This window comes from Gordonia sp. DT30, assembly GCF_049844915.1.
Classification (GTDB): Bacteria; Actinomycetota; Actinomycetes; order Mycobacteriales; family Mycobacteriaceae; genus Gordonia.
In genome coordinates this window covers 1-22,045 of the sequence record NZ_JBNCLY010000024.1, presented here as the reverse complement: position 1 = coordinate 22,045, position 22,045 = coordinate 1, and the positions used below count along the sequence as shown (strand labels likewise).

Annotated in this window: 17 protein-coding genes; all 17 read left to right on the top strand. The window is 68.0% G+C overall.

Annotated features, from left to right (window positions below):
- Positions 1–135: 135 nt before the first annotated feature.
- The 17 genes from ACLQ3C_RS18385 to ACLQ3C_RS18305 all read left to right on the top strand — a co-directional run bounded on the left by ACLQ3C_RS18385 (position 136) and on the right by ACLQ3C_RS18305 (position 21,793).
- A complete protein-coding gene (locus ACLQ3C_RS18385) occupies positions 136–1,743 on the top strand; it encodes a carboxyl transferase domain-containing protein (protein WP_425706536.1) in 1,608 nt (535 codons plus the stop codon).
- A gap of 84 nt (positions 1,744–1,827) precedes the next feature.
- On the top strand, positions 1,828–3,900 hold the full coding sequence (locus tag ACLQ3C_RS18380) for an acetyl/propionyl/methylcrotonyl-CoA carboxylase subunit alpha (RefSeq protein ID WP_425706575.1): 2,073 nt from the start codon (positions 1,828–1,830) through the stop codon (positions 3,898–3,900).
- Between the two features lie 61 nt (positions 3,901–3,961).
- A complete protein-coding gene (locus ACLQ3C_RS18375) occupies positions 3,962–5,107 on the top strand; it encodes an acyl-CoA dehydrogenase family protein (protein ID WP_425706535.1) in 1,146 nt (381 codons plus the stop codon).
- Positions 5,104–5,610: a MaoC family dehydratase gene (locus ACLQ3C_RS18370; RefSeq protein WP_425706534.1), complete on the top strand. Its 507-nt coding sequence runs from the start codon at positions 5,104–5,106 to the stop codon at positions 5,608–5,610. Before ACLQ3C_RS18375 ends, ACLQ3C_RS18370 begins: the two co-directional genes overlap by 4 nt.
- A gap of 57 nt (positions 5,611–5,667) precedes the next feature.
- Entirely contained in the window at positions 5,668–6,561 is an 894-nt protein-coding gene (locus ACLQ3C_RS18365; RefSeq protein ID WP_425706533.1) for an HpcH/HpaI aldolase/citrate lyase family protein, read from the top strand.
- Between the two features lie 5 nt (positions 6,562–6,566).
- Positions 6,567–8,216, top strand: a complete 1,650-nt coding sequence (locus tag ACLQ3C_RS18360) for an AMP-binding protein (RefSeq protein WP_425706532.1) — start codon at positions 6,567–6,569, stop codon at positions 8,214–8,216.
- Positions 8,217–8,260: 44 nt separating this feature from the next.
- Positions 8,261–10,219, top strand: coding sequence for an acetoacetate--CoA ligase (locus ACLQ3C_RS18355; RefSeq protein WP_425706574.1), 1,959 nt, complete (start codon positions 8,261–8,263; stop codon positions 10,217–10,219).
- Between the two features lie 194 nt (positions 10,220–10,413).
- Positions 10,414–11,727: a DUF5336 domain-containing protein gene (locus ACLQ3C_RS18350; protein WP_425706531.1), complete on the top strand. Its 1,314-nt coding sequence runs from the start codon at positions 10,414–10,416 to the stop codon at positions 11,725–11,727.
- Positions 11,728–11,866: 139 nt separating this feature from the next.
- Positions 11,867–13,462 (top strand): DUF6350 family protein, encoded by a 1,596-nt coding sequence (locus ACLQ3C_RS18345; RefSeq protein WP_425706530.1) that lies wholly within the window; start codon positions 11,867–11,869, stop codon positions 13,460–13,462.
- Between the two features lie 104 nt (positions 13,463–13,566).
- Positions 13,567–14,148: a phosphoribosylglycinamide formyltransferase gene (gene purN / locus ACLQ3C_RS18340; protein ID WP_425706573.1), complete on the top strand. Its 582-nt coding sequence runs from the start codon at positions 13,567–13,569 to the stop codon at positions 14,146–14,148.
- Positions 14,145–15,749, top strand: a complete 1,605-nt coding sequence (gene purH, locus ACLQ3C_RS18335) for a bifunctional phosphoribosylaminoimidazolecarboxamide formyltransferase/IMP cyclohydrolase (protein WP_425706529.1) — start codon at positions 14,145–14,147, stop codon at positions 15,747–15,749. The genes purN and purH overlap by 4 nt, the downstream gene beginning before the upstream one ends.
- A 39-nt stretch (positions 15,750–15,788) precedes the next feature.
- Positions 15,789–16,535, top strand: coding sequence for a sulfite exporter TauE/SafE family protein (locus ACLQ3C_RS18330; protein WP_425706528.1), 747 nt, complete (start codon positions 15,789–15,791; stop codon positions 16,533–16,535).
- 83 nt (positions 16,536–16,618) lie between these two features.
- Positions 16,619–17,488 (top strand): ABC transporter permease, encoded by an 870-nt coding sequence (locus tag ACLQ3C_RS18325; RefSeq protein WP_425706527.1) that lies wholly within the window; start codon positions 16,619–16,621, stop codon positions 17,486–17,488.
- A gap of 6 nt (positions 17,489–17,494) precedes the next feature.
- Positions 17,495–18,574, top strand: a complete 1,080-nt coding sequence (locus tag ACLQ3C_RS18320) for an ABC transporter substrate-binding protein (protein WP_425706526.1) — start codon at positions 17,495–17,497, stop codon at positions 18,572–18,574.
- Positions 18,555–19,427, top strand: coding sequence for an ABC transporter ATP-binding protein (locus ACLQ3C_RS18315; RefSeq protein ID WP_425706525.1), 873 nt, complete (start codon positions 18,555–18,557; stop codon positions 19,425–19,427). Before ACLQ3C_RS18320 ends, ACLQ3C_RS18315 begins: the two co-directional genes overlap by 20 nt.
- Positions 19,428–19,675: 248 nt before the next feature.
- Positions 19,676–20,617 (top strand): TauD/TfdA dioxygenase family protein, encoded by a 942-nt coding sequence (locus ACLQ3C_RS18310; RefSeq protein WP_425706524.1) that lies wholly within the window; start codon positions 19,676–19,678, stop codon positions 20,615–20,617.
- A 135-nt stretch (positions 20,618–20,752) separates the two neighbouring features.
- The gene (locus ACLQ3C_RS18305; protein WP_425706523.1) at positions 20,753–21,793 is read left to right on the top strand and encodes an SDR family oxidoreductase; all 1,041 of its coding nucleotides are present in this window, start codon (positions 20,753–20,755) and stop codon (positions 21,791–21,793) included.
- Positions 21,794–22,045: the final 252 nt, after the last annotated feature.

Genomic DNA, 22,045 nt, shown 5'->3' with positions numbered 1-22,045 from the left:
GCTCACCATCACCATACGAAAAATGGTGACGGGCGTCACGCCGACCTTCATGCGGTGAAGTCCGGGGGCGTGACACCGGCCGTGATGTGCGTTACAGTCAGTTCAGTTAATGACCAGTAACTGAAAGGCGGGTCGGTGACTGTCACGACCACGACTCCCGGTGTCACGACGTCCGGTGTCACGACGTCTGGTGTCACGCACCGGCGCAACGTCGCCACGCTGCGCGCGCAGCTGCAGACCGCGGCACGTGGCGGCGGTGACCGGGCGCGCGAGCGGCACGCGTCGCGCGGCAAACTGCTGCCGCGGGATCGGGTCGACGGCTTGCTCGACGTCGGATCGCCCTTCCTCGAGGTGGCGCCGCTCGCCGCGCACGGCATGTACGACGGCAAGGTGCCCGCTGCCGGTGTGGTGGCCGGGGTCGGTCGGGTGGCCGGCCGCGAATGCATGATCGTCGCCAACGACGCGACGGTCTCGGGCGGCACGTATTACCCGATGACGGTGAAGAAACATCTGCGGGCACAGGAGATCGCCGCGGCCAACCGGCTGCCGTGCATCTACCTCGTCGATTCCGGGGGCGCGATGCTTCTACAGCAGGACGAGGTGTTCCCCGACCGCGATCACTTCGGCCGCATCTTCTTCAACCAGGCCACCATGAGTGCGGCGGGCATCCCGCAGATCTCGGCGGTGCTCGGGTCGTCCACGGCCGGCGGGGCGTATGTGCCCGCGATGAGCGACGAGACCGTCATCGTGCGCAATCAGGGCACGATCTTCCTTGCCGGTCCGCCGCTGGTGAAAGCCGCCACCGGCGAGGACGTCTCCGCCGAGGACCTCGGCGGCGGGGCCATGCACTCGTCGGTGTCGGGGGTGACCGATCACCTCGTCGACAACGACGAGCAGGCGCTGGCGAGGGTGCGTGAGATCGTCGGGACCCTCGGGCCGCGCGACCCCGCCCAATGGGAACGCTCCGCAGCGCGCCCGGCCGCCCGGCCCCAGACCGACATCTACGACGTCGTGCCCACCGACTCGCGCACCCCGTACGACGTGCGCGCGGTGATCGAGATCCTCGTCGACGGCGGTGAGCACACCGAGTTCAAGGAGAACTACGGCACCACCCTGGTGACGACGTTCGCCCATCTGCACGGGCACCCGGTGGGCATCATCGCCAACAACGGTGTGCTGTTCAGCGAATCCGCTCTCAAGGGAGCGCATTTCATCGAGCTCTGCGACCAGCGCCGCATCCCACTCGTGTTCTTGCAGAACATCACCGGCTTCATGGTGGGACGCGCGTACGAGGAGGGCGGCATCGCCAAGAGCGGCGCCAAGATGGTCAACGCGGTGGCATGTGCGCGCGTGCCGAAGCTCACCGTGATGATCGGCGGTTCGTTCGGGGCAGGCAACTACTCGATGTGCGGACGAGCGTATTCGCCCCGCTTCCTGTGGAGTTGGCCCAACGCCCGGATCTCGGTGATGGGCGGCCCACAGGCCGCCGACACCCTCGCCACGGTGCGGCGCAACCAGATCGAACGCTCCGGCGGCGAATGGACGACCGGCGACGAAGAGACCTTCAAAGAGCCGATCCGCGATCAGTTCGACCGGCAATCCGACGCGTACTACTCGACCGCACGCCTGTGGGACGACGGCATCATCGACCCGGCCGACACCCGGACCGTGCTCGGACTGGCCCTGGAGACGTGCCGGTATGCCCCGATGCCCGAACCGCGCTACGGCGTCTTCCGGATGTGAGGCGACATGACACTTACTCCTGACCTGGGTTCGGCCGCCACCACAAGTGATGCGTCGGCCACCGATTCCGTCGACCGGCAACCCATGCCGCCGACACCGCGGCCCATCCGTACCGTCCTGGTCGCCAACCGCGGTGAGATCGCGTGCCGCGTGATCGCCACGCTGCGCCGCCTGGGGCTGCGCAGTGTCGCCGTCTACACCGACCCCGACGCGCACGCCCGGCACGTCCGCGAGGCCGACACCGCCGTACATCTGGGATCGGCCGCGCGCAGCCCCGGCAACTATCTCGACATTGCCGCGGTGGTGCGTGCGGCGCAGGCCGCCGGCGCCGACGCGGTGCACCCCGGCTACGGATTCCTTTCGGAGAACCAGAGATTCGCCGACACGCTGACCCAGGCGGGGATCACCTTCATCGGCCCGCCCGCTTCCGCGATCGCGACGATGGGCGACAAGATCACCGCGCGCGCCGCGGTCACCGAGCGCGGGGTGCCGGTGGTGCCGGGGCTGTCCCGGCCCGGCCTGACCGACGCCGACCTCGTCGCCGCCGCACCCGAGATCGGATTCCCGGTGCTGATCAAGCCCAGCGCCGGTGGTGGCGGCAAGGGGATGCACCGCGTCGACGATCCCGCCGGACTGCCCGACGCACTGGCGGCCGCCCGGCGCGAGGCGTCGGCCGCGTTCGGCGACGACGCCTTGTTCCTGGAGCACTTCGTCGACACCCCCCGCCACATCGAGGTGCAGGTGCTCGCCGACAACCACGGCAACGTCATTCATCTCGGTGAGCGTGAGTGCTCCCTGCAGCGCCGGCACCAGAAGGTCATCGAGGAGGCGCCGTCGGCGCTACTGGACACCACGACCCGCGAGCGCATCGGTCGATCCGCCTGCGATGCGGCGCGCAGTGTCGGTTACACCGGCGCCGGCACCGTCGAGTTCATCGTCTCCGCACACCGCCCGCACGAGTTCTTCTTCATGGAGATGAACACCCGGCTCCAGGTCGAGCACCCGGTGACCGAGATGGTGACCGGAATCGACCTGGTGGAACAGCAGATTCGCGTCGCCCGCGGCGAAGTCCTCGCGATCGCACAGCAGGATGTGCAGATGCGCGGACACGCGATCGAGGCACGTGTGTACGCCGAGGACCCCGCGCGGGGATTCCTGCCGACCGGCGGCGAGATCGTGTCGCTGCTCGAGCCCGATACGGCCACCGGGCAAGGGATTCGGCTCGATTCGGCGATGCTGCCCGGACTCGTCGTCGGCAGTGACTACGATCCGATGCTCGCCAAGGTCATCGCCCATGGTGCCGACCGCGGTGAGGCGATCGAGCGACTCGATCACGCCCTCAGCGAGACCCGGGTACTCGGTGTGGTCACCAACATCGACTTCTGCCGCTTCGTGCTGGCGCGTCCGGAGGTCATCGAGGCCCGGCTCGACACCGAACTGCTCGACCGCCTGGCCGCTGATTATGCTGCGCCCGAGCCGGTTCCGGAGGCGCTCGCGCTGGTCGGCCTGGCCCGCGTCGGCAACCGGTGCACCGACGACGTCTGGGACAGTGCCGTCGGGTTCCGTCTCGGCGCCCACGCCCCGGTCATCAGCCGGCTCTCGGCGGGTGAGCACCGGAGCACCGTGTCGGCAGAGGTCCGTGGCGCCGACGAGCGGTGGGTGAGCGCCGACGTCACCATCACCGCACAAGGAGATGACGCCACGGCCGCCGCCGACGAGTCGGCATCGCCGTGGACTGCTCGCGTGGAATACCTTGCGCAGCAGGCGACGTCCGCGGGCCGGACGGCGCGCCTGATCGTCGACGGCATCAGTGCGCAATGGTCCATCGCCCGGATCGGTGATCAGTGGTGGGTATCCGGTCCGCCGGGCACCTGGGTGGTCGAACTCACCCGGACAGTCCTCGACGTCGATGCCGGCGAGGCCGCAGGCACCATTGTCAGCCCGATGCCCGGCACCGTCGTCGCGATACCCGCGACCCCCGGCGAGCCGGTCGCCGCGGGCGCACCGATCGTGGTGGTCGAGGCGATGAAGATGGAACACGCGCTGAGCGCTCCGATCGACGGGACAGCAATGATCTCGGTATCGGTGGGAGACAAGGTCGCCGCCGGGGCGACACTGGCCCACATCGATCCACCGCAAGAGCGGGACGCATCATGATGCACCCCGATATGCCCATTCATCTTTCACTTCCGACGTCCTCGGGAAAGGGCCTTCACGCATGGAATTGACCCAGGAATACACCGACCTCATCCACACGGTGCGCGACTTCGCGCAGTCGGTGGTGGCGCCGGTCTCGGCCGAACACGATGCCGAGCACAGCTTCCCGTACGACGTGGTATCGCAGATGGGCAAGATGGGGTTGTTCGGACTGCCCTTCCCCGAAGAACACGGCGGTATGGGCGGTGACTACTTCGCCCTCGCGCTGGCACTCGAGGAACTCGGCAAGGTCGACCAGTCGGTGGCCATCACCCTCGAAGCCGGGGTCGGCCTGGGCGCCATGCCGATTCACAAGTTCGGCACGCCTGAGCAGCAACAGCGGTGGTTGCCCGATCTCGTCGCGGGCCGCGCGCTCGCCGGCTTCGGGCTGACCGAGCCGGGTGCCGGGTCCGATGCCGGGGCCACCGCCACCACAGCCGTGGATGACGGCGACACGTGGATCATCAACGGCTCCAAGCAGTTCATCACCAACTCCGGAACCGACATCACCTCACTGGTGACGGTCACCGCGGTGACGGGCACCAGAGATGGTGGCCGCAAGGAGATCTCGACCATCATCGTTCCCGCCGGAACCCCCGGCTTCACCGCCGAACCCGCTTACAACAAGGTTGGGTGGAACGCCTCGGACACCCATCCGCTGACCTTCACCGATGTGCGTGTCCCCAAGGAGAATCTGCTCGGTACGCGCGGGCGCGGCTTTGCCAACTTCTTGTCCATCCTCGACGAGGGGCGCATCGCGATTGCGGCGCTCGCCACCGGCGTGGCGCAGGGCTGCGTCGACGAGAGCGTGAAGTACGCCAAGGAACGTCAGTCCTTCGGCAAACCGATCGGCGAGTACCAGTCGGTGTCGTTCGCGATCGCCCGGATGGAGGCGCGCGCCCACGTCGCCCGCACCGCCTACTACGACGCGGCCGCAAAGATGCTGGCAGGCAAGCCGTTCAAGAAGGAGGCCGCCATCGCCAAGATGATCGCGAGCGAGGCCGCGATGGACAACGCGCGGGTGGCCACCCAGATCCACGGTGGCTACGGATTCATGAACGAGTATCCGGTGGCCCGGCACTACCGGGATTCGAAGATCCTCGAGATCGGTGAGGGCACCACCGAGGTGCAGCTCATGCTGATCGCCCGCGAATTGGGATTCTCATGAGTACCGAGCCCGCCACCGGGCAGATGACGAATCGGGTGGTCCAACGCGGACTCTGGTTCGAGGAGTTCGCCGAGGGGACGCTCTACGAGCACCGCCCCGGGCGGACGGTCACCGAGGCCGACAACGTCCTGTTCACCACCCTGACGATGAACACGCAGGCGCTGCATCTCGACGCGGCGTGGTCGGCGACCCAGCCCGGATTCGGCGGGCAGCGGCTCGTCAACTCGATGTTCACGCTGTCCACGATCGTCGGACTGTCGGTCTCCCAACTCACCCAGGGCACGCTGGTGGCCAATCTCGGGTTCTCCGACATCGCCTTCCCGGCCCCGCTGTTCGCCGGTGACACTATCTATGCCGAGACCGAGTGCACGGGCAAACGCGAGTCGCGTTCGCGTCCCGGCGAGGGCGTGGTCAGCCTGCTCCACATCGGACGCAACCAGGACGGGGTGGTGGTGGCGCGGGCGGCGCGCGCAACACTGGTACGGAGGCGCCCGGTGGACTGAGTACGCCGAGGCCGACCCCGCAACCGACATCGTCGACCGAGGAGTTGTGACGAGACCATGACCGCACCCACCCCGCAGCCATTCGGAAATGCCTGGGCCCCAGCGGGACCCGCGATGCTTTTCTGTCCCGCCGACCGCCCGGAACGTTACCGCAAGGCTTTCGACCGGGCCGACGTCGTCATCCTCGACCTCGAGGACGCGGTGTCGCCGGAGAACCGTGCCGACGCCCGGGAGGCCATGATCGCCAATCCGCTCGATCCCGACCGGGTCGTGGTGCGCATCAACCCGACCGGCACCGGCGACCATCGGCGTGACCTGGCGGCGCTGTCGGAGACGAACTATCGGGTGGTGATGCAGGCGAAGACCGAATCGGTGGAATCGATCACCGAGACGGGCCTGCAGACCATCGCGTTGATCGAGACGCCGGCCGGCGCCGTGCGGGTCAACGAGATCGCCGCCGCGGTGAACTGCATCGGCCTGATGTGGGGGGCCGAGGATCTGGTCGCCGGACTCGGCGGCAAGTCGAGCCGGTTCGGGCCGGGGGAACTGCGTCCGGGGACCTACCGCGACGTCGTCCGATTCACCCGCTCCGCGGTCCGGCTGGCGGCCGCCGCCAACGGCAAGTTCGCCGTCGACGCCGTGCACCTGGACTTCCGGGACGACGAAGGACTGGCGGCCGAGGTGACCGACGCGGTCGCGCTCGGCTATGCCGCCACCGCCTGCATCCACCCCGCGCAGGTGGCCACCATCCGCGCCGGCTACACGCCGGGCGAGGACGAGATCGACTGGGCGCGCCGCGTCATCGAGGGCTCCGAGGAGTTCGGCGGCGGGGTGTTCAGCATCGAAGGACAGATGATCGACGGACCGGTGTTCCGGCAGGCCGAGGCAGTGCTCGCCCGCGCCGCGGCATCGACCCGACCGCCAGATTCGCAACCGAGCACGGAAGAGTAACCACCATGACCGAATTGTCCTACGCCCAAGGCGAATTCGAGCCGCCACTGTTGACCGGCACCATCGGTGCGACGCTCGCGTCGATCACCGCGCGCCATGGTGACCGGATCGCGCTGATCGACGCGCCGTCGGCACGGCAGTGGACCTACACGCAGTTCCGGCGCGACGTCCTCGCGCTCGCGGCCGGGCTGCTGCGGCGCGGGGTCGGCGCCGGTGACCGGGTCGGATTGTGGTCGCCCAACCGCGCCGAATGGGTCCTGACGCAATACGCGGCCGCCGAGATCGGTGCGATCCTGGTCAATCTCAACCCGGCCTACCGCCAGCAGGAGATCGAGTTCGCGTTGGGCCATTCGGAGACCTGCGTGGTGCTCGCCGCCGACAGGTACAAGGATTCGGACTACGCGGAGATGCTCGCCGCCGCGCGACCGAACACGCCCCGGTTGCGCGAGGTCATCTTGTTCGAGAGCGACGCCTGGGCCGAGCTGACGGCCGAACCCGGCGCCGACGAGCTCGCGGCGGTCGCCGAGCGTGCGGCGGGTCTCGACCCCGACGACCCCATCAACATCCAGTACACCTCGGGGACAACCGGTTTCCCGAAGGGTGCCACCCTCTCGCATCGCAACATCGGCAACAACGGGTACATGGTCGGAGAGTTGGTCGGCTACACCGCCGACGACCGGATCTGCCTGCCGGTGCCCTTCTATCACTGCTTCGGGATGGTGATGGGCAATCTCGCGGCCACGAGTCACGGTGCGGCCATGGTGATCCCGTCACCGACCTTCGAGCCGGCCGCGGCTCTGCGCGCCGTCGCCGAGTACGGCTGCACCAGCCTGTACGGGGTGCCGACCATGTTCATCGCCGAACTCGCCCTGCTCGATTCGGGTGCCGAGTTCGATCTGTCCAGCCTGCGCACCGGCATCATGGCGGGATCGCCGTGCCCCGAGCATGTCATGCGGCAGGTCGTCGACCGGATGCACATGGATCAGGTGTCGATCTGTTACGGCATGACCGAGACGTCACCGGTGTCGACGCAGACGCGCGTCGACGATCCGCTGGAGCTGCGGGTCGGCACCGTCGGGCGGGTGGGGCCGCATCTGCAGATCAAGGTGATCGATCCGGTATCCGGAGAAACGTTGCCGCGCGGCGAGACCGGCGAATTCTGCACCCGTGGTTACAGCGTCATGAGTGGATACTGGAATCAGCCCGACAAGTCCGCGGAGGTGCTCGTCGCCGATCCGGCCGACCCGTCGGGGCCGCCGTGGATGCGCACCGGCGATCTCGCGGTGATGGATTTGAATGGCTACGTCCGCATCACCGGGCGCATCAAGGACATGGTGATCCGGGGCGGGGAGAACATCTATCCGCGTGAGATCGAGGAATTCCTCTACACCCATCCCGACATCCTCGACGCACAGGTCATCGGCGTCCCCGACGACACGTACGGAGAGGAACTGATGGCCTGGATTCGCTTGCGTGAGAGCGCATCCGAGCTGACCGCCGCCGACGTTCGCGAATTCGCCACCGGTCAGATCGCCCGGCACAAGATCCCGAAATACGTGCACGTCGTCAAGGAGTTCCCGATGACGGTCACCGGCAAGGTGCGCAAGGTGGCGATGCGGGAGGAATCCGTCGAGATCCTCGGTTCGCTGCGGTGACCGACGAGGTGGGCGCGGTCGTGCCGTCTGAACGTCGCACGCAGATGGCACGTTTCGCCGACATGGTGTCACGTCGATACGGCATCGAGGTGGGCGACTCCTACCCGGCGTTGTGGGCGTGGTCGACGGCGGAGCCGGCCGCGTTCTGGCGCTCGGTCTGGGACTTCTTCGGGCTCGACGAGATCGCCACGCCACTCGGTGACGGCGACGCGGCGGTCCTGGCATCTGTCGATATGCCCGGTACGCGTTGGTTTCCCGACGTCCGGCTGAATTACGTGGATCAGGTGATGCGGCACGCGCGCACGATCGCGCTACGCGACGAGCCCGACCGCCCGGCGATCGTCGGAGTCGACGAGGCAGGCAGCCGGTCGGTGATCACCTGGTCGGAGCTGCCCCGGATGGTCGGGGCGTTGGCCGGGACGCTCGCCGGCCTCGGCGTCGGGCAAGGTGACGTGGTCGCCGCGTATCTGCCCGATGTCCCGGAGTCCGTCGTCGCTTTTCTCGCCACTGCGTCGCTCGGCGCCATCTGGTCCGGGTGTGGCCAGGACTATGCGCCCGAGGGGGCCGCGGGCCGCCTGGGTCAGCTGCATCCGAAGGTGCTGTTCTCCACCACCGGTTACCGTTACGGCGGCAAGGACATCGACAAGGGCGCCGACAGTGCCGAGCTCGCCGCCGCGCTGCCGGACCTGGCCGGGCACATCGTCGTCGGTGACGCCACGCGCCTCCTGCAATCGAGTGCCGAGAACATCGCTTTCGAACAGGCCATCGCCGTCGGGACGGCCGTCGAGCCGGTGCAGGTTGCCTTCGATCACCCGTTGTGGGTGCTGTTCAGTTCCGGCACCACCGGGCGGCCGAAGGGCATCGTGCACGGCCATGGCGGCGTCGTCCTCGAACACCTCAAAGCCGGTGCGCTGCATGCAGACCTCGGCGACGCCGACGTGTTCTTCTGGCAGACGGCGCTGAGCTGGATGATGTGGAACTTCCAGGTCGCCGGATTGCTGTGCGGCTCGACGATCGTCTGCTACAGCGGCTCCCCGCTGTATCCGGACGCGGATCGGTTGTGGCAGATCGTCGCCGACGAGCGGGTGACCTACTTCGGCACCAGCCCCGGGCAGTTGCAGGCCTCACGCAAGGTCGAACTGACCCCTGGCCGTGATCACGGTCTCTCGGCGTTGCGCACCATCGGCAGTACCGGCTCGGCCTTGGCCGGTGACCTGTTCGACTGGATCGAAAGCAATGTGGCGCACGGGCTCCCGGTGTCCTCGATCAGTGGTGGTACCGACGTGGTGTCGGCGTTCGCCGGTGGCTCGGTGGGCGTCGAGGTGGTGCCGGGTGAGTTGTCGGTTCGCTATCTCGGTGTGGCGCTGGAAAGTTGGGCGCCCGACGGTACGCCGCTGACCGAGGAGGTGGGGGAGATGGTGATCACCGCGCCGATGCCGTCGATGCCCGTGGAATTCTGGCGCGATCCCGACGGGTCTCGTTACCGTGCCGCGTATTTCGAACATGAGTGGAGCGGGGTCGGCCCGACCGCGCCCGTCTGGCGGCACGGAGACTGGGTGACCGTCACCGACCGCGGATCGCTGATCATCCACGGCCGCAGCGACGCAACCCTGAACCGGCACGGAATCCGGATGGGATCGGCCGACATCTACGAGGTCGTCGAGAGCATCGACGACATCGCCGAGGCGTTCGTTCTCGGCGTCGACGGGCCCGCCGGTGCCTACTGGATGCCGTTGTTCGTCACGCTCGTCCCCGGGGCCGTACTCGACGACGACCTACGCCGGCGGGTGGTCGCGCAGATCCGCGCGCGACTGTCGCCCCGGCACGTTCCCGACGAACTCGTCGAGGCCCCCGGCATCCCGCACACCCGGACCGGTAAGAAGCTCGAGGTGCCGGTCACCTCGGTCCTGGCCGGCCGGCCCGTCGACATCGACCCGCGTTCGGTCGACGACCCCGCGCTGATCACCTGGTACGAGAAACAAGGTGCGGCACACACCTGGTGAGCGCGCTGTGTGCGTCGTTCAGCCGGATGACGCGCGCCCGGCTCCGTGGCTGCCGGGTACACAGCCGAATACACCGACCCCTGTGGCTGGATCGCGCAATGTATTAGCGTGGTCCCGGAGTGTGCTCGGGGGTGTGAGCAATTGTGTGCGCGCCCGGGGACCAGCGACCTACACGTAATCGGCAGGAGAATCTCATGACCTACCAGCCAGGAAGTTCCGGCTACGGGCAGCAGCCCGAGCCGGGACAGCCCTACGGTCAGCCGGCCGCGGGATATCCGCAGCCAGGGCAGACGTCCTCACCGCAGGGATACGGGCAGCAGGGATACGGGCAGCAACCCTCCTACGGGCAGGGCTACGGCCAGCAGGATCCGGCCCAGCAGGAGCCGGCCCAGCAGGGCTCTGCGCAGTCCTACGGGCAGGGTTACGGTCAGCCGGACCAAGGCGCTGCCCAGCAGGGCTACGGTCAGCAGGATTACGGTCAGCAGGGCTATGGCCAGCAAGGCTACGGCCAGCAGGAGTACGGCCAGCAAGGTTATGGGCAGCAGGGCTACGGCCAGCAGGGCTACGGCCAGCAGGGCTACGGCCAGCAGGGTTACGGGGCCCCCGCAGCTCCCGCACAGCCGTTCGAGCTGCCGCCGATCGTGGCGCCCGTCCTCGCCGCCACCATCGGTTTCCTCGGCGTCGTCCTGCTCTTCTGTGGATTCGCGGCCGGCTGGACGATCAGCGGGCCGAGCGCCGTCGCGACTTCGCAGCGACTTTTCCAGACCGAGTTCGTCGGGGCCTACGTCCTTGTGGTGGCCACCGGCTTCATCGCTTTCACCGGTCTGATCAAGTCCTACCGGGTGGCGCCGCTCGTCGCCGCCGGGGCAACTGCGGGGGTGCTGGTCACCATCGTCAGCTATGCCGGGTTCGAGACGCCCTCCTCGTCGAACTATTCGGTCGGGCACGGCGCGGGTGCCATCATCCTTTTGGTCCTCTCGATTCTGATCTTCCTGATCGCCGTGGCGTGGCTGGTCATCGACCTCGGCCTCGTCAAGACCGCGCAGAGCCCGGCGTCGACGTCGAAGGCCGACACCGACACCACTTCTGCCGACCAGTCGTCGGCCTACGGCTCTGCTGCCGACCAGTCGGCATACGGCTACGGTTCGGCGGCGCAGGGCGCGGTGTCGCAGCCGCAGGGCGCGGTCTCGCAGCCGCAGGCGACCTCGGCGTTCCCGGGTGCCACCCAGGCGACCACCGCCTACCCGGCCGCCACGTCGCAGCCCGGCGCGCAGTCGTCGGCCGGTGTCCAGCCGTCCGGCGCCGCGCCGACCTACCAGCCGCCGACCTACGAGCCGTCGGCCTACACGGGATACGGCCAGGGTGCGCATGCCGCGCCGTCGTCGCCGTCCACCCCGGGCGCCTCGGCGAATCCGCAGTCGGGTTCGCCGGGTTCCGAGCCGGTGTCCGGTTCGGAGAATGCCACGTCGATCTTCCAGAAGCCGGAGCCGCCGCAGGCCAACGGCTGAACCGCCACACACTGCTGACCCATGGCCGGTGCGACCTCGTTGAGGAGGTCGCACCGGCCATGTGGTTTCGGGTACTTTCTGCGGGCGGCTGCGGCGCGTCTCCTACACCTCAGGGACCCCACGTGCCACGCTCGAACCAATGCCCACGTTGAGAACCGTTGCCTCCACCGACAACCTCGCGACCAGACTTCGCGACGCTCGGCAGGCCCGTCGTGCCCATCATGAGCGGCCCGAACGCGGTCCGCGCGAACTGATCCTCGTCGCGTTCGCCGTACCCGTGGTCACGGTCGTCCTCGCGCTGGTGGTCGTCTTGGCGGTCCTGCTCATGGCCGGCAGTGGGCTCTCCGGAGTCGCAAGCGCCGTCGCCGCGTGCTGGCTCGCGATCAACCAGGTGCCGATCACCGTCGCAGGCGTCACCATCGGCGTCCTGCCGATGTTGCCGACCCTGCTGGTGGCCGGCGGTACCGCAGCCGTGGTGGCGTCGAGTTGCCGAGCGCGGCACACGATCTCGGAGTTCGTGGCAGTCGTGTGCTCGGCGATCGCCGGTGCCCTACTGGTCACCGCCATCGCGCTGGCCGTGGTGATGGACGGCTCATCGGTCTTGCCGATCCAGAGCCCCAACGCGCTGGCTGCATTCGGCCTCACCTTTGTCGTCCAGGGCCTGGCCGCCGCGGCCGGTGTGGTGATCGGTCGGTCCGAACTGCTGGCGTCACGACTGAGCGTCACCGATCGGCGCGGCATCCGCTACGGATTCGTCGCGGTGCTGGGGCTTGTCGCCGCGGGCGGACTGCTGATTCTGCTCCGGCTCATCCTGCGGTTCGACGCGCTCGGCGACCTCGTCGCCGGCGGATACGACTTCGACGGCTACCTGGGACTGACGCTGCTCTCGATCCTCTACCTGCCCAACCTGATGGTCGGCGCGGCCGCCGTACTCGTCGGTTCCGAAGTACACGTCGGACCGGCGTCGGCAGATCTGTTCGCCGTGCGCGGAGCTCCGGTGCCACCGCTACCGGCACTTGCCGTCCTCCCGGCCCACTCCGTCTGGTGGGCGGCGTGGGGTCTGCTCGTGCCCGCACTGATCGCGGGATGGGTGGCCTGGCGGTGCCGTACCGCCGACCCCCTCAACTACGCGCGTTCGATCGGGATGGCCGCGGCGGTTGCTGCCACCACCATGGTGATCTTCGGCTGGCTGGCCGGGGGAACGCTCGGCGAGATCGGCACCACCGGGATCACGCTGGTCACTGCGGGTGTGTTCACGCTCGGGTGGATTGCGGCGCTGGGACTTGCGGTGTGGCTGGTCCAGCACTTCCTCCCGTCGATGCGGACCCGCACATCCGGTTCCCGGCGAGCTGATACCGCACGCACCGCCGACGACTGGCTCGACGCCGAGAACGAGACCGACTTCGACGCCGAGTACGAGACCGGCTTGGACGTCGAGGTCGAGTCAGACGCCGCCAACGACGATGATCATCTCGCCGCCGACCTCGACGACCTCGAGGACGACGGCGACCTCGAGGATCTCGAGGCCGACGGCGAGTACGAGTACGGCGATGACGATCTCGATGAACCCGATCTCGTTGCCGCGTCCGATGGCGATGCCGTCGAACCGGCCACCGAGGAGCGGCACGGCACGACGCGGCGCCGGGCGCCGGCGGCGCGGGTCGATCCGGACGACGTCGACGAGGGCACTTGGTCATTCGCCGACCCCGGATCTGGGTCCCGGGCGAATCACTGACCGCGGCCCCGACGAGGTCGGCGCCGAGCCCGCCAACTAGGCTCGCACGTGTGACTGCCGCTGCCCCCGACGCCTCGACCGCAGGTCGTGCGGCGATCGTGGTGATGGCCTCGGGGACCGGTTCACTGCTCGAGGCGCTGCTCGCCCGCGCCGCCGCGCCCGACGCACCGTTCACCGTCGCCGCGGTCGTCGTCGACCGTGACTGCCGGGCGGCCGAGATCGCGAGCCGCGAGGGCATTCCGCTGATCGTGTGCACGATCGGCGGATACGCCGACCGCGCCGCGTGGGATGCCGCGCTGAGCGAGCAGGTGGCTGCGGTCGAACCAGCATGGATCGTCACCGCCGGATTCATGAAAATTCTTGGCCCGCAATTTCTTCGACGATTCGGTGGCCGGATCGTCAATTCGCATCCCGCGTTGCTGCCGGCGTTTGCCGGCGCGCATGGGGTCGCCGAGGCGATCGCCTACGGCGTCAAGGTGACCGGGACGACGGTGCATCTCGTCGACGCGGGCGTCGACACCGGACCGGTCCTCGCCCAGATTCCCGTCGTCGTCGAGGACGGCGACACCGAGGACACACTGCACGAACGCATCAAATCGGTGGAGCGTGTGCTGCTCGCCGACGTGGTGACGGATCTCGTCACCCGAGGAGTTGTCATCGACGGACGAAAGGCCCACATTCCGTGAACGCACCGAGCACCGCCGCCTCCCGCCGCCCCATCCGCCGGGCCCTGATCAGCGTCTACGACAAGAACGGACTCGCGGAGCTGGCCATTGCACTCGACGGGGCCGGGGTCGAGATCGTGTCGACCGGATCGACAGCCAAGACCATCGCCGCACAAGGCGTTCCGGTGATCGAGGTGTCGGAGCTGACCGGCTTCCCGGAATGCCTCGACGGGCGGGTGAAGACCCTGCACCCGAAGGTGCACGCAGGCATCCTCGCCGACACCCGCAAGGCCTCGCACGTCGACCAGCTGACCGAGTTGGGTGTTGCGGCCTTCGACCTCGTCATCGTCAATCTCTATCCGTTCACCGAGACCGTCGCGTCGGGCGCCGCCCCGGACGAGTGCATCGAGCAGATCGACATCGGCGGTCCGTCGATGGTTCGCGGTGCGGCCAAGAACCATCCGAGTGTGGCCGTCGTGGTCGACCCGGACGACTACGAGGCGGTCATCGCTGCCGTGGCGGCCGGCGGATTCGATCTGTCGCAACGACAGCAGTTGGCAGCCAAGGCTTTCCGGCACACTGCCGATTATGATGTGGCCGTGGCATCGTGGATGTCGAGCGTGGTGGCGCCGCCGGCTTCGATCGCCGAGGGTGAGCACGAGCCCACGGGCACCGAGTTCCCCGAATGGGCGGGCGCGACGTGGCGCCGCTCGTCGGTCCTGCGTTACGGCGAGAATCCGCATCAGGCTGCGGCGCTGTACTTGTCGGCGTCGAGTCCCGAAGGTCTCGCGTCGGCAGAGCAGTTGCACGGCAAGGAGATGAGCTACAACAACTACACCGACTCCGACGCCGCGTGGCGCAGCGCACACGACTTCGACGAGCCCGCCGTCGCAATCATCAAGCACGCCAACCCTTGTGGTATTGCCGTCGGCGCCGATATCGGCGAGGCCCATCGCAAAGCCCATGCGTGCGACCCGGTCAGCGCCTACGGTGGCGTGATCGCGGCCAATCGGGTGATCACCGTCGAGATGGCCGAGCAGGTCGCCGAGATCTTCACCGAGGTACTCATCGCGCCCGGCTTCGCCGACGGCGCACTGCCGGTGCTGCAGCGCAAGAAGAACATCCGCATCCTGCGTGCGGTGCCGCCGGTGCGCGGCGGCATCGAGACCCGCCCCATCACCGGGGGATTGCTGATGCAGGACCGCGACATCATCGACGCCGCCGGCGACACCCCGAGCGCCTGGACTCTCGCCGCCGGCGCACCCGCTGACGCCGACACCCTCGCAGACCTCGAATTCGCCTGGCGTGCTTGCCGTTCGGTGAAATCCAATGCCATCCTGCTCGCCAAGGACGGGGCATCCGTGGGTGTCGGGATGGGACAGGTCAATCGGGTCGACTCGGCTCGCCTCGCCGTGCAGCGGGCCGGCGAGCGGGCCGGCGGGAGCGTGGGGGCCTCCGATGCGTACTTCCCGTTCTCCGACGGTTTGCAGGTCCTCATCGCCGGCGGTGTGAGCGCCGTCGTGCAGCCCGGTGGATCCATCCGTGACAACGAGGTCATCGAGGCCGCCAACGAGGCAGGCATCACCCTTTACCTCACCGGTGCGCGGCATTTCGCGCACTGACACCGCGACCGCCGGCCCGCCGAGTGGGCGCGCGGGCCGATGAGTGTCCTCGAATTCTTTCTGCTCATCGTCGCGGGATTCGGTGGCGGCCTCATCGGCTACATCACCGGTATGGCCTCGATCGTGACCTATCCGGCGTTGCTTGCCGTCGGGTTGAGTCCGATCGCGGCGAACGTCACCAATACCGTTGCGCTGGTGTCGGTCGGCGTCGGCAGCGTCGGTCAGTCCGGGCGCATCCTGCTCGACGGTGACCGCAGGCGACTCGCCAAGGGCGGGGTGGCCGCGCTCATCGGCGGCATCGTCGGTGCCGTCATCCTGCTCGTCGCGCCACCCGACAGCTTCAAGGCGACGGTGCCCTACCTCGTGGTGATCGCGTCGGTTGCACTGCTCGCCCAGCCGCGGCTGCGCGACCTCGCGTCCAAACATGTTGACAAGCCATGGATCTGGTATGTCGGCCTGGGCATCATCTCGATCTACGGCGGCTACTTCGGAGCCGGCGCCGGCATCATGATGCTGGCATTGGCGCTGGTCTTCACCAGCGAACCACTGTGGCGGGCAACGCTGTCGAAATCGTTGTTCCTCGGTATCGCGAACCTGGTGGCCGCGATCGGGTTCGCCATCTTCGGGCCGGTGCACTGGATGGCCGCGATCGCGATGACCCTCGGCTGCCTCGCCGGCGGCTGGTGCGGCCCGCCCGTCGTCAAACGTCTGCCCGCGGGTCCGCTGCGGATCGCGGTCGGCATCGCCGGGCTGGGGCTGGCGGTGTGGCTCGGCATACGGGGCTGATGTTCCGCAAGAACTGGGCGCACTTTGTTTCACGGTGAGGATAACTGTGGCGTGATCGATGTCTGGATCGCTACAAACTCCCGGTGACATTGTTCGTCGACATCACCTCCGCCCCCGAGCAGGAGGGTGACCCCGGCACTGCGAAGGCCGCCGGCAGATCGCGGCTGCGGACTCTGGGTCTGCAGGTGGGTCTGCCGCTGCTGTCGCTGATCGTCTTCCTCGGGCTCTGGCAGCTGGCGGCGGTCAGCGGCGTGTGGAGCGAGGTGTTCGTCCCGCGACTCGGCACGGTGTGGAAAGCCTTCGTGGGCATGTCGACCACCCACGACGGCGTCATCGGGTATGCGGGCTACTACTGGTGGGAACACCTGTACATGACGTTGCGCCGGGTACTCGTCGGTGTGGTCCTCGGAGTCGCGGCCGGCGTGGTCCTGGGTCTGGTGATGGGGTCGATCCCGTCGGTACGGCGAGTGCTCGAGCCGTGGCTGACGTTCCTGCGCGCCCTGCCGCCGCTGGCGTACTTCTTCCTGCTGGTGATCTGGCTGGGAATCGACGAGGCGCCGAAGATCACGCTGCTGGCGCTTGCGGCGCTTCCGCCGGCTGCGGTGGCCACCACCGCCGCGGTCGGGGCCGCCCCCGTCGCGCTCGTCGAGGCCGCCCGCGCGCTCGGTGCCGGCCGCGTAGATGTGCTGCGCGACGTCGTGATCCCGGCGGCGTTGCCCGAAACCTTCACCGGTATCCGGCTTTCGGTAGGTATCGCCTACTCGTCGGTGGTGGCAGCCGAACTTTTCAACGGCATCCCCGGAATCGGCGGTGTCGTCAAGGATGCAAGCAATTACAACAACACTCCCGTGGTACTCGTCGGAATCGCGCTGATCGGCATCTCCGGTCTGATCATCGACGGGATCCTGCGGATCATCGAGCACCGTACGGTGCCGTGGCGTGGAAAGGCCTGAAATCCCATGACATCCCCTCGCAATCGCAGACCCTCTCGTCACCACAGACCGGTGCGGGCACTGCTGGTCCTGCTCGCCGCCCTCATCCCGGCAGTGCTCATGATGGCCGGCTGCTCGGTCGATCGGTCCGGACAGGATTCGAGCAAGCCGACCATTCGCCTTGCCTACCAGTCATTTCCGAGTGGTGACCTGATCGTGAAGAACAATCGGTGGCTCGAGGACGCGCTGCCGAACTACAACATCAAGTGGACCAAGTTCGATTCGGGCGCCGATATCAACACCGCGTTCATCGCCAAGCAGATCGACTTCGGTGCCATCGGCTCCAGCCCGGTCGCGCGCGGTCTCTCGGCGCCGCTGAACATTCCGTATCAGGTGGCGTTCGTCCTCGACGTCGCCGGTGACAACGAGGCCCTCGTCGCCCGCAACGGCACCGGGATCAACACGGTCGCCGACCTGCGGGGCAAGCGCGTGGCCACCGCATTCGCGTCGACGGCTCACTACAGCCTGCTCGCCGCGCTCGCGCAGGCGCATGTCGATCCCAAGGACGTCGACATCGTCGACCTGCAGCCGCAGGCGTCGCTGGCCGCATGGCAGCGCGGTGACGTCGACGCCGTCTACACCTGGCTGCCGACTCTCGACCAACTGCGCAAGGACGGCAAGACGTTGATCGCAAGCCGCCAGCTCGCCACCGCCGGTAAGCCGACACTCGACCTCGGCGTGGTCTCGACGCAGTTCGCCAAGGACAACCCCACCGTCGTCGACACCTGGCGCAAGGCGCAGGCGCGGGCCCTCGCACTGATTCACGACGACCCGCAGGCCGCCGCGAAAGCCGTTGCCGCGCAGCTCGGTACGACACCGGAGGATGCCGCCAACCAGCTCCGGCAGGGCACCTACCTGACCGCTGCCGAGATCAGCTCACCCACCTGGCTGGGCACCGACGGGCAGCCGGGCAACGTCGCCGAGAACCTGCACAGCGCAGCGGTGTTCCTCGCCGAGCAGCAGCAGATCCCGAGCGCGCCGCCGCCCTCGACCTTCCAGCAGGCCGTCTACACGAAGGGACTGCCCGGTGTCCTCACCGCACAGTGAGTCGGGCGTAGACGGGGATTCGGGCGTCGACTTGGACCCGGGTGCCGGGCGCCCGGCGTCGACGGCGGCGATCTTGCTGGCCGGCGTGGTGCAGACCTACGGGTCCAAGGCCGACCGAATCACGGCAGTCGGACCCGTCGATCTCGAGGTCGAGCCGGGTGAGTTCCTCGTTCTGGTCGGCGCGTCCGGATGCGGCAAGTCCACCCTGCTGCGGCTGATCGCCGGATTCGAGTCACCGAGCGCCGGTCAGGTCGCGGTGGCCGGTCACGAACCGATCCCCGGGCGAAGCTCCGGGGTGGTGTTCCAGCAGCCCCGCCTGTTCCCGTGGCGCACCGTCGGCGGGAACGTGGATCTGGCGCTGAAGTACGCCGGCGTGCCCAAGGGCGAGCGGCCCGCGCGACGGGATGCCTTGCTGCGCCGGGTGGGGCTCGGCGACGTCGCCAAGCGCCGCATCTGGGAGATCTCCGGCGGACAGCAGCAGCGGGTGGCCATCGCCCGCGCCCTGGCCGGGGAGTCGTCGTTGCTGTTGCTCGACGAGCCGTTCGCCGCCCTCGACGCGCTCACCCGCGAGACATTGCAGGAAGATCTGCGTTCGGTGAGCACGGAACTGGGCCGGACCAACGTCTTCGTCACCCACAGCGCCGACGAGGCGGCATTTCTGGGATCGCGCATCGTCGTGCTCACCGCACGGCCTGGCCGGGTCGCCCTCGACATCACCTCCCCGATACCGAGGACCGGGATCGGTCCGGAGGAGGTGCGCGACTCGCCCGAGTTCACCGTCCTCCGTAGCCAGATCGCCTCGGCGGTGAAAGCGGCGGCGGTCGGCGCGTCTCCCGCAGACTTGGCGTCGTAACCCCCCCGACGACGCTCCTCGCATCCTTTGCCGCAACCCATCGGGCCTTCAACTCACGGTGCGGAAAACCCTGGGTGAGTCGTCGGGCGGCGACTACACAGGAGTGATGACCGCAACCGCCGCAGCACGACCCCGCCGGAGTGACCTCGCCGGCCGGTCGCTGAGCTTCTCGGACGGTTCGCATCACGGTTCGCCGCCGGTGACCCTCGGAACCCGCACCCTTCACCACGATCCGAGTAGGAACACCGATGACCATCTCCACCCACGGCACCACCACCTCTGAGCAGACTGACCCGTCTGAGCACACCGCCGTCTCGGCGATCCCCGCCGGGACCGTCGCCTCCGGCGTCGAATTCGACATCGACGAGTTCGGGCCGAATTTCGGTGCCGAGATTCGTGGCGTCGACGTCGCCGCGGCGACCGATGACGAGGTCCGCGCCATCCGCGCGGCCCTGATCGATTACAAGGTGATCGTGCTGCGCGGCCAGAACCTCGACGACGCCGCGCACATCGAATTCGGCCGCCGCCTCGGCGATGTGACCGCCGGACACCCCGTGTGGAACAGTGGCGACGTACCCGCCGAGGTCTACTCGCTCGACAGCACCGACAACGGTTTCGCCGACGTCTGGCACACCGACGTCACCTTTATGCCGCGCCCTCCGATGGGCTCGATCCTGCGTCCGATTGTGTTGCCCCGCAACGGCGGTGACACCAACTGGGCCGACGCCGAACTCGCCTACGCATCGCTGTCGGCGCCGGTACGAGAACTCGTCGAGAAGCTGACCGCCGTCCACGACGGCAGCCGCGAATTCGGCTACTACCTCAAGCAGCGCCGCGGTGGTCACGGAAACCTTTGGGACGGAAAAGAAGTCACCGAACTCCCGCCGGTGAGCCATCCGGTCGTGCGGGTGCATCCGGAGACAGGCCGCAAGTCGCTGTTCGTCAACCCGGGCTTCACCTCCCACATCGACGGCGTCTCCGACGCGGAGAGCCGCGGAATCCTGGATCTGCTCTACGCACACCTCACCAAGCCCGAGCACATCGTGCGGCATCGCTGGCGTCTGGGTGACCTGGTGCTGTGGGACAACCGCAACACCTTGCATTACGCCAACCGCGACTACGGCGACAACCGCCGCGTCATGCACCGCATCACCCTGCGCGGCGACGAGCCGATCGGGCCGGCCCAGTAAGTCGGTGAGTGCCCAGTAAGTCGGTGGTCGCCCAGTAGGTCGGTGGTGCACCCGACGATTCAGGTGCGCGCTTCCTGGGTAGTCGAACCCAACGGCCTCGACGTTCGCGGCCGCGTGTTCGACGTGGAGGGTGCCATGACACAGTTCGCTGCCGAGGCCATCGCGGAGACAACTGCCGCCCCATCGAGCAGGGGCATCGCCGTCGTCACCGGTGGTTCGGCCGGCCTCGGCCGAGCGATCACCCGCGGCTTCGCCGACGCCGGCTATGACGTGGCGGTTCTTGCACGAGGGCACGACGGGCTGGTGGGGGCGGTCGACGATGTTCGCCGCGCCGGCCGCCGAGGTATGGGAATTGTCTGCGACGTCGGTGAGAACGAGCAGGTCGACGCCGCGGCCGAACAGATCGAACGGATCCTCGGCCCCATCACGGTGTGGATCAACAACGCGATGGGTGGCATCTTCGCGCCGTTCCTCGAGGTGTCGCCGGCGGACTTCACGCGCGCCACGCAGACCACCTACTTCGGGCAGGTCAACGGCACCCGCGCGGCGCTGCGGCGCATGAAGCCGCGAGACCGCGGCGTCGTCGTCTCGGTGGGATCGGCGCTGGCCTACCGGGGCATTCCCCTGCAGTCGGCGTACTGCGGTTCCAAACACGCGGTGGTCGGCTTTCACGAGAGCGTGCTGACCGAGCTGCTCCACGACCACAGCCGGGTCAAGATATGCATGGTGCATATGCCGGCGATGAACACCTTGCAGTTCAGCTGGGTCCGCTCGAAGTTGCCACAACACCCGCAACCGGTGCCGCCCATCTATCAGCCGGAGGTCGCCGCGCGGGCCGTGGTGTACGCGGCCGAGCACCCGCGCCCACGGATGTGGGTGGGGGAGAGCACAGTTGGCACCATCTTGGGTAACCGGGTCGTCGCAGGTCTGCTCGACCGCTACCTCGGGCGTACGGGATTCTCTGCGCAGCAAACCGACTCCGACCCGAACCCCCAATTCGCGGACAACCTGTACGAGCCGGTGGCGGGCGACCACGGTGCGCACGGCGACTTCGACGACCGGTCCCTGCACTTCAGCCCCCAGACCTGGGCGACGATGCACCGCGGCCGCGTGCTCGCCGGCGTGGGCCTGGCAGCCGCGGGTGTGACGGCCGCGGCGGCGAGGGCTCGGCGGTAGCGGCCGGGTCGATGCCGTCCGTCTGGGATCTCCAGTGTCCCGGTGCAATCGGTAGACATTACTCTCGGAAACCGCGACCGATGTCTGACCGATCCGTCGGGGCGGCTGGTGCGGGCCGGTTTTGTCGGTGGGTGCCGATAGTCTGTGGTCATCAGGTTTTCGCCGGTCGGCTTCAGGGGAGGTGTCGATGTTCTCGTTTGTCGATGCTGAGGCTGATGTGCGTGTGGTGGGGTCGATGTCGGCGACGGATCT